Annotated in this window: 12 protein-coding genes; 6 read left to right on the top strand and 6 right to left on the bottom strand. The window is 39.3% G+C overall.

The genetic code is table 11. The features are described from left to right. The first annotated feature begins 178 nt into the window (after window positions 1–178). From MWU82_RS10940 to MWU82_RS10915, 6 genes are all read left to right on the top strand, one after another. Window positions 179–1,645, top strand: coding sequence for a pyridoxal-dependent decarboxylase (locus MWU82_RS10940; RefSeq protein ID WP_247096403.1), 1,467 nt, complete (start codon window positions 179–181; stop codon window positions 1,643–1,645). A gap of 106 nt (window positions 1,646–1,751) precedes the next feature. After that, window positions 1,752–2,099 (top strand): VOC family protein, encoded by a 348-nt coding sequence (locus MWU82_RS10935; protein WP_215949140.1) that lies wholly within the window; start codon window positions 1,752–1,754, stop codon window positions 2,097–2,099. A 401-nt stretch (window positions 2,100–2,500) separates the two neighbouring features. Further along, entirely contained in the window at window positions 2,501–3,079 is a 579-nt protein-coding gene (locus MWU82_RS10930; protein WP_247096402.1) for a helix-turn-helix domain-containing protein, read from the top strand. 87 nt (window positions 3,080–3,166) lie between these two features. Then, window positions 3,167–3,709, top strand: a complete 543-nt coding sequence (locus MWU82_RS10925) for a cupin domain-containing protein (RefSeq protein ID WP_215949138.1) — start codon at window positions 3,167–3,169, stop codon at window positions 3,707–3,709. Window positions 3,710–3,949: 240 nt separating this feature from the next. Then, entirely contained in the window at window positions 3,950–4,405 is a 456-nt protein-coding gene (locus tag MWU82_RS10920) for an SRPBCC family protein (protein WP_247096401.1), read from the top strand. A gap of 157 nt (window positions 4,406–4,562) precedes the next feature. Beyond that, window positions 4,563–5,174, top strand: a complete 612-nt coding sequence (locus MWU82_RS10915; RefSeq protein WP_247096400.1) for a hypothetical protein — start codon at window positions 4,563–4,565, stop codon at window positions 5,172–5,174. Window positions 5,175–5,971: 797 nt separating this feature from the next. On the opposite strand, the gene MWU82_RS10910 is transcribed toward MWU82_RS10915, so the two are convergent. The 6 genes from MWU82_RS10910 to MWU82_RS10885 form a co-directional block, all read right to left on the bottom strand. Next, window positions 5,972–7,192 carry a hypothetical protein gene (locus tag MWU82_RS10910; RefSeq protein WP_247096399.1) on the bottom strand — a complete coding sequence of 407 codons (1,221 nt, stop codon included), beginning with the start codon at window positions 7,190–7,192 and terminating at the stop codon, window positions 5,972–5,974. Window positions 7,193–7,340: 148 nt separating this feature from the next. Further along, entirely contained in the window at window positions 7,341–8,003 is a 663-nt protein-coding gene (locus MWU82_RS10905; RefSeq protein WP_111624969.1) for an ABC transporter ATP-binding protein, read from the bottom strand. A gap of 56 nt (window positions 8,004–8,059) precedes the next feature. Then, the gene (locus tag MWU82_RS10900) at window positions 8,060–10,477 is read right to left on the bottom strand and encodes an ABC transporter permease (protein WP_247096398.1); all 2,418 of its coding nucleotides are present in this window, start codon (window positions 10,475–10,477) and stop codon (window positions 8,060–8,062) included. 107 nt (window positions 10,478–10,584) lie between these two features. Beyond that, a complete protein-coding gene (locus tag MWU82_RS10895) occupies window positions 10,585–12,987 on the bottom strand; it encodes an ABC transporter permease (protein WP_247096397.1) in 2,403 nt (800 codons plus the stop codon). 109 nt (window positions 12,988–13,096) lie between these two features. Continuing rightward, window positions 13,097–15,508: an ABC transporter permease gene (locus MWU82_RS10890; RefSeq protein ID WP_247096396.1), complete on the bottom strand. Its 2,412-nt coding sequence runs from the start codon at window positions 15,506–15,508 to the stop codon at window positions 13,097–13,099. A gap of 73 nt (window positions 15,509–15,581) precedes the next feature. Beyond that, window positions 15,582–18,014, bottom strand: coding sequence for an ABC transporter permease (locus MWU82_RS10885; RefSeq protein ID WP_247096395.1), 2,433 nt, complete (start codon window positions 18,012–18,014; stop codon window positions 15,582–15,584). Between the last annotated feature and the right edge of the window lie 177 nt (window positions 18,015–18,191).

The raw sequence follows: 18,191 nt of genomic DNA, 5'->3' as shown, positions 1-18,191 counted from the left end.
GAACCAAAAAATTAATTTCACCGCTTATAACAAAATGGCACGGACAAATTGCTATACTATGCCTTCAACCAGGGTGATCTAAATTGGTTAATAATAGTTGCCCTATGATTGGTAGCGTAAAATAAGTAGACAAATAATTTATTTCTTCAACGATATGGATGATAATCGCAATGCATCAATGGAAATAACCAAAGAAGAGTTTAAAAGTATTGGTTATCAGCTAATTGACAGAATAGCCGGATTCCTGGATACAATAGATGAAAAACCTGTTACCCCGGGAGAGGGACCCCAAGCACTACAAAAAATTCTGGGCATTTCTCCCTTCCCGGACAATGGTAGTCCCGTAGAAGATATCATTTCCAATGCAACCGAATTATTGATGAACCATTCCCTGCTCAACGGTCATCCAAAATTTATGGGCTATATTACCTCCTCCCCTGCACCTATCGGTATGCTTGCCGATTTATTGGCGGCTGCGGTGAACCCCAATGTGGGTGCGCACATTTTGAGCCCCATGGCTACAGAAATTGAAAAGCAAACAGTACAATGGCTGGCCGAATTCATTGGGGTCTCGCCAGACTATGGTGGAATATTGGTAAGTGGAGGCAACATGGCCAATTTTACTGCATTTTTAGCAGCACGAACTGCCAAGGCCCCAAAAAACATCAAAGAAGATGGTCTTGGCAGCGCTTCAAAAAAGTTAATGATCTATTGTTCAAAAACAACGCATACCTGGGTGGAAAAGGCGGCTATTCTTTTTGGCCACGGGTCTAAATCTACCAGATGGATCCCAACGGACACCACCAATAAAATGGATAACGATCTCTTGGAACAAGCCATAAAAAAGGATCTGAAAGATGGTCATCAACCTTTTATGGTCGTTGGAACGGCCGGGGATGTAAGTACGGGGGTTGTAGATAACCTAAATGGCATTGCATCTATATGCAAGACCTATGATTTATGGTTCCATATAGATGGGGCCTATGGCATACCTGCCGCTATTGTTCCAGAATTAAACCAGGTGTTCCAAGGCATTAAAGAGGCAGATTCCTTAGCACTAGATCCGCACAAATGGCTTTATAGCCCGTTGGAAGCAGGGTGCACTTTGGTAAAAAATCCCAAACATCTCACTGACACTTATAGTTCGCATCCCGAATATTACAATTTTAGTAAAAATGACCATGGTCCGGCTTTAAATTTTTATGAATATGGCCTTCAGAATTCACGTGGATTTAGAGCATTAAAAGTTTGGATGGCCTTAAGACAGGTAGGTAGAAATGGTTATTTAAAAATGATCCGTGAGGATATTGGGTTATCCCAATTATTTTTCCAATTGGCAAACAATCATGAGGAATTGGAAGCTGTAACCCAGAGTTTAAGCATTACCACCTTAAGGTATGTACCTTTTGGCTATGGAGATAAATCCGAGGGGAATGAAAAATATTTAAACACCCTAAATGAGGCTCTGTTGGATAACCTACAACTAGGTGGCCAGGTATTTCTCTCCAACGCCATTGTAAATCATAAATATTGTTTACGTGGGTGTATTGTAAATTTTAGGACCTCAAAAAAAGATATTGAGGAAATCATTGAAATAATAGTGAGGGAAGGAAAGCAAATGCATCAAAAATTAAGATCAAAATAAGTTAAAATTGAGTTTTAATGAGTATGGGCCCCTTCTCACATAGGAACCGAATAATAACGAACAAGATTAAACTCTCATTCAATTTGTAATCAAAAAACCTACCCAAATGATAGCAAAAGACAGCCACATCAACTATGTAGAGTTCAAGGCAAAAGACTTGAAAGAAACAAAGAGGTTCTATGAATCCTCCTTTGATTGGAACTTTACAGATTATGGTCCCACCTATATCGCATTTTCAGAAAGTGGACTTGAAGGTGGATTTGAAAAGACTGATAATGAAATTGTAAATGGTGCACTCGTTGTTTTGTTTCATACCAATCTTAAGTTCATAAAAAACAAAATTATCGAAGCGGGCGGGAAAATCTCAAAAGATATTTTCTCTTTCCCCGGAGGGCACAGGTTTCATTTTAAGGACCCTTCAGGGAACGAACTTGCCGTTTGGTCCGATCAGTAGTAATCCATCAACGCCATATTACCATCACCCTGTCATAAACGGAGGATTCTTAGCATTTATCTCATACCAACCTTGCTATTCCCCCAAAGTTTTTGCATATTTATATATCGGATATTTCTTCCGAAAATTTGTAGCAGCCTCATGGGCACCAAATAATAGTAGGCTGCACCTTTGACTATGGATCCAGAAGCCATAAAAATATCGCGAGTAGTAAACAAAACCACCTCAAAAAAAACGAGGGGTATTATGCGCTTTTCTGGATTAAAAACGGAGTAAAATGGCTTGAAATAGACAAGGTCCCGTACAGAAATGTATCCAATTCACTTTTCTTTCTTCACCCTAGTATCGATTGGAAACTAAGAAAGGAAAATACGGGCTCGTCCTCTGGCTATATTTTGTATTTGTCACAAGAAATATTGGATAATCCTTTGTTGAGCAAACTTCACATTAACGAAGTAAGGCTTTTTACCACAGATGCAATTCCTAAAATAAATCTCTCCCCTGGCATAGAAAAAAGGATTCAGTCTATTTTGGAAATGCTGGATGAGCTGATAGGATCAGAACTTAACCATAAGGACGATGCCATAATTTCCTTATTAAACACCATTTTTGTCTATTGTGACGGGCAATGCAATATTAAATCGGTCATATCGGAAAACAACGCAAAAAAGGCACTCGTTTATAAATTTAAAAAACTGGTAGACAAACGCTTTTCCGTGAACCATAAGGTGAGCGACTATGCAGAGATGCTCAATGTATCTGACAACTATTTAAATGAATGCATAAAGGAAACCATTGGTGTTAACGCAAAGGCCATTATAACCGAAAAAAGAATAATGAACTCTCGTCACCAGTTGAAATTTACGGATAAAACCATCAAAGAAATCTGCTTCGAACTCGGCTTCTCCTCTCCGGATTATTTCAGCTATTTTTTTAAAAAACATACTGGAATTACCCCATCCATGCTTAGAGAAAGCTAAAAGCGGCAAAATCTAAGGATATACCCTGTTTTTCACATTCCCTTGCTTTAGGTATTGGCCTAATTTGCTGATTCTAAAAACAATATTATGGACAGGAAAAAATTTTTAAAAGCATCCGGAATAGGGTTGGGCATGATGATGATGCCCGGTATGGTACAATGTCAGTCGTCCTCCGCAGGCGACTATTCCATAAAAACAGAACCCAAAATCATCAAGGACGAGGAAGGAAATGTTTTAAATGTAATCGGTGATATACAGACTCATAAGCTAGTGGGCAGCGAAACAGGAAACCAAATAGTGGAATGGGTAGATAACGTGGGACCGGGAGTAGGCATACCTCCACACATCCATACCAAGGAAGATGAAATATTTAGGGTAATTAAAGGACAGGTCGAAATAATGGTCGATGGGGAAACTACGGTCTTAAATGAGGGCGATGTGGCATTTGCACCCAAAAACATTCCACATTCCTGGAAGGTAGTTGGTACGGAAATGGCCAAAATGATTACTTCTGCCTTCCCTGCCGGCATAGAATTTATGTTTCAAGAACTGGCCGAACTCCCAGAAGGTCCTCCCGATTTTGAAAAAGTAGCACAAATATGTGCAAAGCAAGGTATTACCTTCGTGTAAATTACATAAATACCATTTTATCGTGATTAGCCTTCCCTAAAAAAAGGGAAGGCTTTTTTGCGCTATATTTTCAAATCCTGTATCTAAGACCATTATTGGGAAATGAATTAAGATGGCCTTATCTTTAATACAATTAAATCACCTATACTTCTTAAACTGATAAGTCAAATCTTTATGAGAATGGCTATAAAAGTCAAAGTGGTTTTCTAACAACACAACCAGTTTTACAAAAAACATTCTATGGGATTTTATCAATTTAAAAAAACGCAAGAAATCAATGCCCCCATTGAGAAGGTATGGGAATTTATTTCCGACCCCGCCAATCTAAAAAAAATTACCCCGGATTATATGGGCTTTGATATCACTACAACAGACGTTCCTTCCAAAATGTATGCAGGAATGATTATAAGCTACAAGGTTTCACCTTTGTTCGGAATTAAAACCACATGGGTCACAGAAATTACGCACTTAAAGGAAAATAGCTATTTTGTGGACGAACAAAGGGTTGGACCATACAAGATATGGCATCATCAACATATTATAGAATCCATACCCAATGGAACTTTAATGACAGATATTGTTAGTTACCAACCTCCACTGGGCTTCTTGGGGAGTATAGCCAATGAACTAATTATTAAAGCAAAGCTCAACGAAATATTCGATTATAGGACCAAGGCTTTGGATGAAATATTTTAAAAAGTATAAATCAATTATTTAATGAATTAAGCTAAATTTGGGGTAAGTCGCCATGATGGTATCTGGCATAAAAATCTTAGTTAAGATTCCTCGAAATGGTCTTTACTCTTAATAAATTTTGACTTTCTTTACTATCACTTTTTTAGGATGTAATTAAATGAATGGAAAATCCGCTATAAAAATCCAAGAAGGCAAAGTTGGAATGATCGGCTACGGTATGTTATCCTCTTTGGAGAGTCTTGAGGAAATCCTAGGAAGAAAATATCAGGATCCTATCTATTGGATACATCTTAGGGGTATGCAGCGCGCTTGGAACTTTGTAGCCCCCAACAACGATCCAAATTTCCCTGCAGAATATATAAAATATGAGTCCTTTTGTCTTAAAAACAATAGCACCATAACTTACGAAAAGTCTATATTTTTAAATATTATAGAAAATAAGGACATACGATTAAACTGTATCCTGTATTTCTTAACCCAAGAGGAATTGGCCTTGTTTGATCAATTTGAACTGGGATATACCAGAATTGATGTCACAGATCGTATTGAAGAATTCGATGTTGAAAACGGCACAGTCTATGCCTACAAGGCACTGCCGGCATATGAGTATGATGCCATTAATGACAAGGACAAAAGTATCATAGAAAAAGGTTATTTAGATTTAGTATTGGCATCCTATGAAAACATGGGAAATGAACACAAACTGCAATTTGAACAATCCACATTACCCCATGACCCCAATTTAGTAGCTCCTGTAATACATAAATAGGTTAGGGAATAGTTTAAGTATAATTGCACAACAAATGCGCTAAACAGATAATTAATTTCTTTTTTCCTAAAATAATAACCCCCTATGAAGTAGTCCTCAAAGGGGGTTTGTTCATCTTCTTTATGAACCAAATGAAACTGAATTAACAGGATACTTTCAAATTAACCAGCCGGCATCATTTACGCTTTCTAGTCTGCTTGGCTTCCAATTTTTGCTTAATTTTCTCCTGCTTTTTTGTCTTTAAATCTACTTTTGGGGCTTTTAATGTTTTACCTCTAGCCATGATGATAATATTTTAAATATTTATTAATTTTTAAAATTTAACACGGTAATCCTAAAAAAGTAAACCTTAACATGCGAGTCTATACCAAATGCAAGAGCACATGGCAAATATTTATTATTTTTAAATGAGTAAGGTCTATAGGATTATGTTAGCACACTCGCGGGTGCTCAAAAATTCGGGAAGATAATTTTCGATTTTCGTATGGAAAAATTGGAAGGATAAACCTTGGCAAAAAAGCGCAAGAAGGTTACATCCTTGGGCTCTGGCCTAAGTGTATATTTGGTTCTTGAATTAAATAATCTGCTTCTCATAATGAACAGAAAACATAGTTTTATTCAACAATATCAATACAGATATTAAGTATATTGATTCCATTCCAAACATACACAATATAAGTCGCACTTTCAAATTTCAAAACCCACACAAACTTTTTCAACCATGGCATCCTCGTTTCAAGAGTTCAAATAATATAATTCTGGAGGGTGGCGTTAAACAATGTAGTATTGAGAATATACTATTGGGAAGTAACGGCACTTTTCTGTAAAAAGGCCCTGAGTACAAAGTGCACCGACATAATCAAAAGCATTACAAATAAATACTCGTTAAAAAAATTATCCTTGGATGGAAAACTGGGTACATACAACCTAAACGCAATCGCATAACTTATTAAGGACAAAAGCAGTAATAACATACTATATCTCCAATCTCTAAAGCAATCCAAATACAAGTTGGGTCTTATTAAAGGCCTTAATTCCTTTCCAAACAATTGCCCGGCCAAAGGCCATAAAAAAATAAGTGGCAAGGCAAACAATCTGGCTTCCCTGGCCAAGGTAGCAACCATTACAATAGGTGTATTAATTACCACGGCGAGTAAAAAAGCCTGAACGTACTTTTTTTCCAATGCAGAAAATATCTTGGACTTATGGCTCATATAAAGAAAATATAGGCCGGGACCTAAAACCAAGAAAAAGGAGACTATTGATTCTAGAGAACTGGCATAAGTGCCAAAATTCTGAAAATAACAGCTTAGCCTGTTGGCAGCCACTTCGGACGTTTCTTTCCAAATACCGGTAGCCCACAAGAATATTCCTAAATAAATAACATATAAGGGCATAGGAGCAAAAAGCAGTAGCAATTTTCTTTTAATCCCGAAATTCCACATATTCTTGGACTTTAAACTAAAACCTGAAAAAATAATGGCCAATCCGGGCAAAAGAAATAAAGTACTTTCCCTTGCAATAATTGCCAACAAAAATAAGGGGACATAATACAGCCACTTTTCACGGATCAAAGCCAATATACTTAGCAAGATCAAACAATACTGTAGCGGCTCATCATAACTGAATACCGGAGGAAAAAAGGCAAAAATTATTGAAAAGGTCAAAAAATAGGCCACTTGGTTAAAAATAGCCTGACCTTTTGTAGCATTAAGCTTTAGGGAGATGATATATATCAATATCCCACTGACAAACAATAATAATAGATTAACAAGCACAAAAGATTCTCCCAAGGTTACCCCAAAAATACCGGACGAACCTTCGATCAACAAAGACGTTAATGGGCGCCTAGCAAAGGGTGCAAATTCCTGATGATATCTAATTTGGGAAGCCAAAAAAACATGGGATAGTTTGGTATTGTTTTCATTCAGCATACTGTCCGACACCGGCAGCATATGAATAGCATAGATTAGCAGCACAAACAGAAAACTAATAAAATACTGCAAATAGTTTTTCATATTATACGCCCCAATGGAATGCCTAAAAGTAAACAAAACATTAATTGGTTCCTATAAAGCCATTTGTTAGTTCCAAGGAAGGAAAAGTCAATCCATTCTCCCCATTATTTTCATTGGTCAATTCTCATGAAATTTCGGATGTTATCCTCTATATTTTTCTACCGTCCAACAGATTTATGATTCGCGAACCGTAGGTAGCATTTTTTTCTGAGTGCGTTACCTGAATTATAGTTACACCTTCACTATTCAATTGCTTAAAAAGTTCCATGATCTCCTCCCCTTGTTTAGAGTTTAAATTCCCTGTAGGTTCATCGGCCAAAATAAGTTTTGGAGATGAGATCAACGCCCTTGCAATCCCCACCAATTGTTGTTGTCCACCACTTAATTGTGCCGGAAACAAATCTTTCTTTCCAACTATATTAAATCGGTCCAAAGTATCCGCCACCAAGGATTTACGTTCAGAGCTGCCTACTTTTTTATAAAGTAATGGCATTTCCAGATTTTCCTGAACGGTAAGGTCGTCCAACAAGTGGTAGGATTGAAAAACAAAGCCTATATATTGTTTGTACAAATTGGCACGGTGTTTTTCTTTTAGGGTATGAACAGGCTCATCCAAAAAGCTGTATTCCCCTTCATCAAAATTATCCAACATCCCAATAACATTGAGCAAGGTGGATTTCCCAGAACCGGAGGGCCCCATCACAGAAATAAATTCCCCTTCTTCCACACTAAGATTAATATCCTTTAACAGGAAGACACGTTGTCCTCCCGAGTTTACCCATTTAAATATGTTGTTAAGTTTTAGTAGCATAATGTATTTTATTTAATTGATGTCTCCCCCCCCCCTTAACCCCTGCTCTGTATTGTTCACTCCGTCCGTAAACTTTTTAAGGGTTTGGTCAGCGCAGCCCCAATGGACTGATAACTAATTGTCACCACGGCAATAATCAAAGCTATTCCGCCAGCGACAAAGAATATTTCCCATCCAATATTAATTTTATAGGCAAAATCCTCCAACCATCGGTTCATCATATACCATCCTATGGGTATCGCTATAAGTATGGCCAAAAGAATCAATTTTAGAAAATCCAGGGTCAATAGTTTATAGATACTTTCAAAAGGAGCCCCCAAAACCAATCGAATACTAATTTCCTTTTTGCGTTGTTCCACCATAAAGGCAGAAAGGGCAAACAAACCTAAACAGGCCACTAGAATTGCGAACAAGGCAAAGCTGTTGAATATTTTCCCCATGCGTTCCACATCTTCGTGCATTTGGGTGAATTGTTGATCTAAAAAGGAATAAGAAAAAACTTGATTGGGAACATTTTTATTCCAAATTGCTTCAATAGAGGCCAAGGACTCCCCAAAATTGTCCGGCTTGAGCTTTACTGAAATAGCACCACTATCATTATTGGCAATCACCAGGCTAAGCGGGGCTATATCTTCTTTCAAGGATTTAAAATGAAAGTCCTTTACGACCCCTACAATCGTCCAATCCATTCCGTTATTTATCTGTTTTCCAATGGGATTTTCATAACCCAATTCATGGGCCATTTGATCATTGATAATCATCGAATTCACGGAGTCCGAAGCAAATTCCCGTGAAAAATCACGGCCCTCCTTGACTTTAATTCCCAAAGTTTTTATATAATCATAATCCACGCGCCAAATCTGTGCAGGAACCCCACGGTCCTCAATACCCTCCCCCGTCTTTTTAAAGGTATTTCCGTTTCTTTTGGCGCCCTCTATCGGCAAATAATCACTTTTTGTTACTGTTTGTACCTGCGGAAGCTGTAAGAGTTGTTCCTTAAAACTCTCCGATTTGTTTCCTAGGATATTGGCCCCATCCAAAATAACAACCTGCTCCTTGTTATAACCCAATTCTTTGTGCTGTATATAATCCATTTGCTTGTAAATGATCAGTGTCCCGATAATGAGGATTACCGATGTGGCAAACTGAAACACGACCAAACCGCTCCTCAGCTTGCCGCTTTTACTACCAACACTAATGCTCCCTTTCAGCACATTTACCGGTCTAAAGGAAGAGAGATAAAATGCAGGGTACATTCCGGCCAAGATTCCAACCAATAAAGCGGAACAAACCATTAGCGGAACAAACCACCACACCTGCCAGGGAAATAAAATAGATTTTGCTGCAATGGAATTAAAGGTTGGCAACAAGGCCCAGGCCAGCATAAGCCCCAACATAAAAGAGATTATACTGAACAACACCGATTCGGTAAGAAATTGCGCAACCAAATTACTCTTAAACGCTCCCACTGTTTTGCGTAAACCAACTTCTTTGGCCCTATTGGCCGATTTGGCGGTAGAAAGGTTGATGAAATTGATACAGGCCAGCAATAAAACAAACCCTGCAATGGCTCCAAAGAGCCAAACAAAACGAATATCGCCATGTTTTAGACCATCACCCATTGCAAGATCCGATCTTAAATGAATATCCCCTATAGGCTGTAATTTATATTCTATCGTCTTCAGAATTTCAATAAAATCCGGAGCACGGCCACGAGCCATTTGGGCGGGGATTACATAATTTTCCATAATAGAAAACATTTTTTTCTCCAAGGCCGGAATATCCGTATTCTCATCCACTAAAACATATGTAAAATAGTTCTGGTTGGTCCAACTCATGTTGGTATCCTCTATAGGTAACAGAAAATTAAACTGTAGGTGGGAATTCTTGGGGAAATCTGGCATTACCCCGGTAATGGTATAGGGCTTTGAGGTATTATTGTCCAAAACAATGGTCTTGTTCAAGGCCTCCCCATGAGGGAAATATTTATCTGCCTTGGATTTGGAAATCACGATATTCCCGGGTTGTAACAAGGCCTCATTGGTGTTTCCCTGTTCCAAGGAAATCTCGAGAATTTCGAGAATGTTCTGGTTGGCAAAAACAAATCCGTCCTCAAAATTGTTTTGGGATTCGCCAGCCAATCTTAAACCTCTTTTCCCGGCGCCAAAAAGTTCGCTCATATTTATTTTCCCAGTCTTTTGTATTTCTGGAAAATCGGATTGTAGGGCATCTGCAAAAGGCAATTGAAAATGAACGCTCTTTCTAATTTCACCGTCCATAAAACCCTGTAAAACAACTCGATAGATACGATCTTTGTTTTTGTACTGTTGGTCATAGCTGAGTTCATCACCAATGAACAAGGCTATTAAAAGGCAGGCTGCAATACCCATGGCAAAGCCGCCAATCTTTATTACCGTAAAGAGTTTGTCTTTTTTGATACTCCGCCAAGCGATTTTTAGATAGTTTTTAAACATGATTTTCGTTGCTTGATTTGATTGATGATATGCATTTTATTTCCTAACTATCCACTGCTCCCAATTCATTGTTAATTGCCTATTGTTCACTGCTCACTGTTACTTTTTCACTCCGTTCGCAAACTCTTTACCGGATTCGAATTCGCTGCCTTGATTGCTTGAAAACTTACCGTAATAACCGTCACTGTCATGGCACCGAAAACCGCTAGGGCGAAAATCCACCATTCAAGGAGCATGTGATAGGGATAATCCTGTAACCATCCGTTCATCACATAGTAGGCAATGGGCACTGCAATAAAACAAGAGATGATGACCAGTTTCAGAAAATCCTTCGAAAGCATACTCCAAACGTTGAATACAGTGGCCCCCAACACTTTTCGTACCCCGATTTCTTTGGTGCGCTGCTCGGCCACAAAAGAGGTTAGCCCAAATAAACCAAGACAGCTGATCAAAATTGCCAAGGCCGTGAAAACTCCGGAAAGTGTCCCAATCCGTTCCTCCGAGGCAAATTTTTTCCCGTATTCATCATCTACAAAATCATACTCAAAAGGAAGATCCGGAAAATGTTCTTTAAATACCCTTTCTATAATGGCTATATTCTGACTCGCACTTTGGTTAGGATTTAGACGTAAGTTATAATAGCTAGAATTGCCATGTTTGTCAAAAACATAAAGCCCTTGCTTAACTGGCTCGTAAGGAGATTCCGTAATCATATCTTCGACTACTCCAATAATTTTCAAAGGTGGACCCGGGTCTTCTTCTTCGTCATTGTCTTTTAAAAACTTGCCAATGGGACCCTTGATCCCCATATATTTCACTGCCGTCCTGTTGATCAACACAGCGTTGGAATCGGTAGCGAATTCCCTTGAAAAATCACGGCCTTCAACAATTTTCATACCCAAAGACTTAACGTATTCGGGAGTCACTTCAGTCCATGCCAAATCTTCCTGAAAACCCTCCGGCTTGCCTTCCCAATCAAAGCCACTACGGTTGGACCAAATCCGCGTAGTTGGACTGCTGGACGCCGACATTTCAATTACGGCAGCTGAATTTAAAAATTCACTTCGCATTAAATCGTATTTACCTTCAAAATCTTGACTGAATGTTGGTATTTGAATAAGTCCTTCCTTATTATAACCAACAGGGCGGTTTTTTGCATGGTTGATCTGTTGCATAACGATTACGGTACCTATAATGAAAGCCACCGAAACCGTAAATTGTAGAACCACCAGGATTTTCCTGGGCAACCCTGCATACCTGCCAGATTTAAACGTCCCCTTTAAAACATCAACAGGTTTAAAAGAGGATAAATACAATGCAGGATAACTACCTGCCAACAAGGCCGTAAATAAAATAAATGCTAAAGAGCTGATCCAAAAAATTCCATTGGTCCAAGGAAAGGAAATTTCCTTTTTGGAAAGATCATTAAATCCGTTTAAGGACATAATCACTATTACCACAGCCATAAAAAAGGCAAACAATACCACCAAAAATGATTCACACAAAAATTGATTGATTAAATGATTTCTCTGCGATCCGATGGATTTTCGGATTCCAACTTCTTTGGCTCTTTTTTCAGATCTGGCCGTACTCAAGTTCATAAAATTTATACAGGCCAATAGCAATACGAACACCCCAATTATTCCGAAGAGCCATACATATTTTATTCTGCCCCCGGATTGCCTTCCGTTTTCGAAATTGCCCCGTAGGTACCAATCTTTCATGGGAAATAGAAATATTTGTGGATTGAATTCTGCCGTATCTTCATTCAGATCCTTTTTTACATTTATAATAGCCTCGGTAACTTTTTCCATTGTGGTGTTATCGGCAATCTGAACGAACATTTGAAAGGAGTTGTTCCCCCAATTGTCGATAGCATTTTTCATCCATTCCTGGGTCGCGATCAATTTGTCCCAAGGCATTAAGAATTCGACATCATGAAATGAATTATTAAAGGGAATATCCTCATATACCGCACTCACCACTACATCATATTGGTTGTTGACCTGTAAGGTCTTACCAATAGGTTCCTCTTCCCCAAAAAGCGCATAGGCGACCGATTCGGACAACATTACGGAATTCAACTCCCGTAAGCCGTCTTTTTCCCCTTTTAAAATTTTCAAGTCCAACATTTCAGGAGCTTCAGACTGCATAAAATTCCCGGTTTTGGAAATGCTCTTGTCCTTATACTTTAAATATCTTGATATGTTCCAGGAAGACATAACCAGATGTTTGAAGTTATCTGCATAACCATCTCTTAAAGCCCTTTCCAAAGGCCTGGGTATAGCTGGCCCCGTACCTGTGGTTCCATTGAAAGTTTGCGACTGAAATACTTGTGCCAACTTATCCTTTTTGGAGAAATAACCATTGTAGGATATTTCATCCTGGATCCAAAGACCGATAATAAGTGTAACGGCCATACCCAATGCCAATCCACCTACATTAATGGCAGTATATCCCTTATTGTTCCTAAGATTCCGCCAAGCAATTTTGAAAAAGTTCTTAATCATGGTTTCTTCGTTTTTTGATTTGATTGATGATATGCATTTTATTTCCTAACTATCCGCTGCTTCCAATTCATTCTTAAGTGCCTATTGTTCATTGCTCACTGTTACTTTTTCACTCCGTTCGTAAACTCTTAACCGGGTTGGCAATCGCTGCCTTTATGGTATGAAAACTAACTGTAAACAATGCCACCACTATTACCACAGTGCCCACCCCTAAAAATGTGAGCGGATCGATGGATATCCGATTTTCATAATTCTCTATCCATGTCTGCATGGCATACCAGGCCAAGGGGACTGCAATCAATAGACTGAGCATTACTAATTTTAAAAAGTGAATTGATATCATGGTGACAATACCATTTACCGATGCCCCCATTACTTTCCGAATCCCTATTTCCTTGGTTCTCATTTCTATGACCATTAATGAAATGGCAAAAAGGCCCAAACAGGAAAGGAATATGGCTATGGCCGATGCAATACTAAAGACTGTGGTCATAATTATTTCGCCCTCGTACCACGCCTGAAGATTCTCATCCAAAAAGGAAGCTTTGAAGAGGGCATTATCCGTAAGTTTTTCCCAAACTGCAGCGATATGTTCCATCACCTTCTGTGGATTATCCGATTTAACCTTTAGGAAAATGTAATTTATATGTTCCGATGCCGATAGATGAATGGCAATTGGATAAGCTTTTTCGGACGGGGAATATGCATTAAAATCCGGTATTACACCAATGATCCTATTCCCCAATCCCGCTTCTTCCCCTCCAAAATATTTGCCAATGGGGTCAGGTTCTCCCATGGCCTTTACAAAACTCTCAGTAACCACAAACGCATTTATTGTATCCGTGGCATAGGCAGGATCAAAATCCCTTCCCTTAAGAATGGGAATTTGCAAAGTCTTTAAAAAATCATAATCCGCCAAGAGCCAATCGGCCGAAACCTGGTTCTGTTTATAATCGAACCCTACAACAGACCTAACGGTAACCCTATCCAAGCCCCTTCCCAAATTACCACCTGTCCCAGTAATGGAAACAATATTGGGATCGTTTTGAAGTTCGTTCCGCATACGCGCCAATATTTTTCTACCATCTTGTTGGAAACCTACAGGAATACTTATTACCTGCTCCTTTTCAAAACCAATAGGTACTTCCCTTAAAAAATCCAATTGTTGACTTGCTATCCAACTTACACAGATCAGCAGACTGGAAATGGCAAACTGACTTACCAACAGGGTATTGCGAAGTGCTCCCGGTTTCTTTGCTGAAACCTTGCCCTTTAAAACACCAACCAAGTTAAAGTTGGCCATCTTTAAGGCAGGGTATCCTCCAGCAATCAGGGTTACTAATAAAAAGACCCCGAACATAATTGCCAAAAAGGTGGGCTGGAACAGGGCTGAAATTTCTATGCCACCTCCAAATTGTGTATTAAAGGCAGGTATCAATTGGGAAGCGAGACCCAATCCCAACATAAAACCAACAAAATAAAGCAGAAAGGCTTCTCCCCATAACTGCATAAAAAGCTGTCCTTTATAGGCCCCAAGTGTCTTCCTTACTCCCAGCTCACGGCTTCGTTTAAAGGAGTTGGCCATGTTAAGGTTCACAAAATTAAAACAGGCGATCAACAGAATAAAGGCTCCTAGGGACATAAGGGCGTATACTAGTACCTTGGGAGCACTCCTTTCCCCAGAAAAATGAACGTCATTTATATTGGTGAGGTTTATACTAAATAATTCGGAGGTTTCCTTTATTTCCGGCCGATCGGCCCTAAGTTGGGCCAATTGATCGGGATAGTGTTTTTCCACAAAAGGCTGAAGTTTCATAGCAACCTTTTGGGAATCGCTATTTTTAGAGATTTTAATAAACACACTGGATCCATTGGAGCCCCAATCATTTTGAAGTTGTGCATAATTGGGAAGCGATTCGGTCCTGGCAACGGCATCAAAACGAATACTGGAATTCTTTGGGCAGTCTTTGACCACAGCGGTTACGGTGTAAAATTCCACGTCCTCGCCTCTGCCAATTTTTAGCTCCTTCCCAATGGGATCCGAATCCCCAAAAATGGCCTTGGCCGTAGTTTCACTTAAGACTATGTCTTGAAAACCAGAAAGTGCCGTGCTACCATTACCAATAAGTACCGGAAAATTGAACACTTTAAAAAAATCGGGATCAGTCCTAACAACCACCCGTTCCATATTTTTTTCCTCGTATGAAAAATTTTCAGGCATTCCCATATTCACCGCTATAGCTGTCTCCACCTCCGGAATATCGGCCATTAAAGCAGCAGCGGCAGGCAATGGCATTTGGGAACTCATTTCGGGACCCTGGGTACTGTTTATAAGACGGGAAGTTCTAAACAGCTGGGTCTTATCCTTGTGGAAAGAATCGAAACTCAGATGAAAATAGGCGGTCAAAAACAAGAGGATACAGATGGAAAAAGCGATTGCCAAACCAAAAATATGTATGGCCGAATGCAATTTATTTCTTTTTATATTTCGCCAGGCGATTTTAAAATAATTCTTAAACATGATTTTCGTTCCTTGATTTGATTGATGATATGCGTTTCAATTCCCAACTATTCACTGCTCACTGTTCACTCAACTATTCCGTTCGTAAACTTTTTACAGGATTCACTATAGCCGCCTTAATACTTTGGTAGCTTACAGTAAGTATTGCTATCCCTATTGCCAAGAACGCCGCCAAGGCGAACACCCACCATTCTATTTCTATCCGATAGGTAAAATCTTCGAGCCACTTGTTCATTAGGTACCAACCAACGGGCAACGAAATAAGTATTGCAACCCCTACCATTTTTAAAAAGTCGGTCGTAAGGCGATAGCTTATTTGGCCAACACTTGCCCCCAATACTTTTCGTATACCAATCTCCTTGGTTCGTTTTTGGGCATTGAAGGCCGCTAGTCCAAATAATCCAAGACAAGCGATTAAGATGGACAGTATGGTAAAGGTCACGAAAATGCGTCCTAATTGCTGTTCGGCTTCATAAGTGGTATTAAAGGAGTCCTCCATAAACCGATAAGCGAAAGGTTGCCCCGGAGCTATTTTATTCCATACCCCTCCAACACTTGCAATGGAGTTTGAAAAATCCCCTGCCTCCAATTTTATGGCCATGGAACCTGTAGACCTGCCCAAGGTCATACTCAATGCGCCAATATCTTCCCGTAGCGACTCGTAATTAAAATTTTTTATGACACCGATAATGGTAAAATAATTGGAAGTTCCATCTTCAAAATTGCGGATAATTCGCATACCCAAAGCATCTTTGGGTTGTACGCCCAAAATGGCCACTGCAGATTCGTTGATAAGCATTGCAGTAGAGTCGGTACCAAACTGCCTATCAAAATTCCTACCCTCCAAAATCTCCATATTTAAAGTGGGAATGTAATTGTCATCTACATTCCATATCTGCATGTTGATAGAGTTCTCTGCTGTTGCCCCGCCTTCTTTAAAAAAGGAAGTATTGCTGCGGCTGGAAGGTGTTGGTAAAAAGCTGCTCAATGTTGCGCTTTCCACTCGGCCCAGTTGTTCCACTTCCTCCTTAAACGCCGTGGCTTTGTCTCCCAATGTATAAACATCATCTACAATTAAAACCTGATCTTTTGTAAATCCCAGATCTTTATTTTGAATAAACTTCAATTGCATAAAAACCACCAAAGTGCTTACAATTAAAAACACTGAAATAGCAAATTGGAATACCACTAGGAAACTTCTAATATTCCCACCCCCTGTACTAGTTGTTCCAGCCCCTTTAAGCACTTTAACAGGCACAAAACGGGACATAAAAAATGCAGGATACATTCCTGAAAAAAGAGCCAGAACTGTTGACCCAATAAATAAGGCCATCCAAAAAAATGGATCGGTAAATGGTATGGAAATGGACTTGCCAGATAGGGCATTAAAGTAAGGTGTAGCCATAATTGCTATTAACAAGGCAAACAATAATGAGATGAAGGAAATTAAACCTGATTCCGTCAAAAATTGTCGTATCAAGGCAGATTTGTCCGACCCCAATGTTTTGCGAATACCTACTTCTTTTGCCCTTTTAAGGGACTGTGCCGTGGATAGGTTCATAAAATTAACACTGGCCAATAAGATCAGGAACAAGCCTATAAATGAAAGAATATAGACATTTTGAATACTACTATTTGAGCTAAGTTCATGGTCTTTGTTGGAATACAGATGAATATCCTTCAAGGCTATTGTGCTATAGTACAGATAATTTCCGGAGGCGGCCAACTGTTCTTCTGTTGCCCCAGGCAAAAATGTCTGTACATAAGGCATTATGTATGTGCCTAGCATGGACTGTAAGGGCTCCTGAAAATCGGCAATATCTGCACCGGGTATCAGCTTAATAAAGGTAAAGAAATTATGACTTGTCCATTCCTGGTTTTTAGCCTCTTCACTCCCTGCCATGGCCATAAAAACGTTATGATTTCTAAGGAATGACCGCTCTGGCATATCCTCTATTACTCCGGTGACGGTATAGGTATCGGTATTGTTCAACAATAACTGTTGACCTAGAGCGTCTTTTAATCCAAAATGCTTTAGGGCTGCCGATCTGGTCAGGACTAAGGTATTGGGCTCTTTTAGAGCGGTTTTCACATCCCCTTCCAATAGATCCAGACCAAACATCTCAAAAAAAGTAGCATCTACAAAGGTTGAACCTTGTTCTTTTACGTTTGCTTCCGCATCACTCTTTCTAAGGAGCATACTGCCCAAATTCCTAAATCTAGTTGTGAGTTCCACCTGTGAAAAATCGTTCTCCATGGCAGCCGCCATCGGAGCTGAAACTTCCGCGGATTTGCTCTCCGTACCCCCAAATTTTGTATCCGTATTAATTCTATAAATGCGGTCGGCATCTTTGAACATCGTATCAAAATTCATCTCATCATAGATGTATAGCGATATGAGCAAGCCACCGGCCATTCCAATGGCCAGACCGAAAGTATTCAGGAAGGTAAAAAAGGGCTGTCTTTTAAGACTTCTCCAAGCTATTTTGATGTGATTTTTAAACATGATTAGTGTTTTTGATGAGAAATAAGTTCTACACTTATTTCATTGATGAATAAACTCCTTTCTCTAATAAACCTGCAAGGTTTCCAAAACCTTGTAGGTTTTAATTTCCATGCAGGTGTCCGAACCTTATTGGTTTCACTTCCAAATCCTGGCCTAGACCTACAAGGAGGTCCGCAA

The organism is Arenibacter sp. S6351L, from assembly GCF_023016025.1.
Lineage (GTDB): Bacteria > Bacteroidota > Bacteroidia > Flavobacteriales > Flavobacteriaceae > Arenibacter > Arenibacter algicola_B.
The sequence above is the reverse complement of the archived record's forward strand: the minus strand, read 5'-3'. Positions and strand labels throughout refer to the sequence as shown.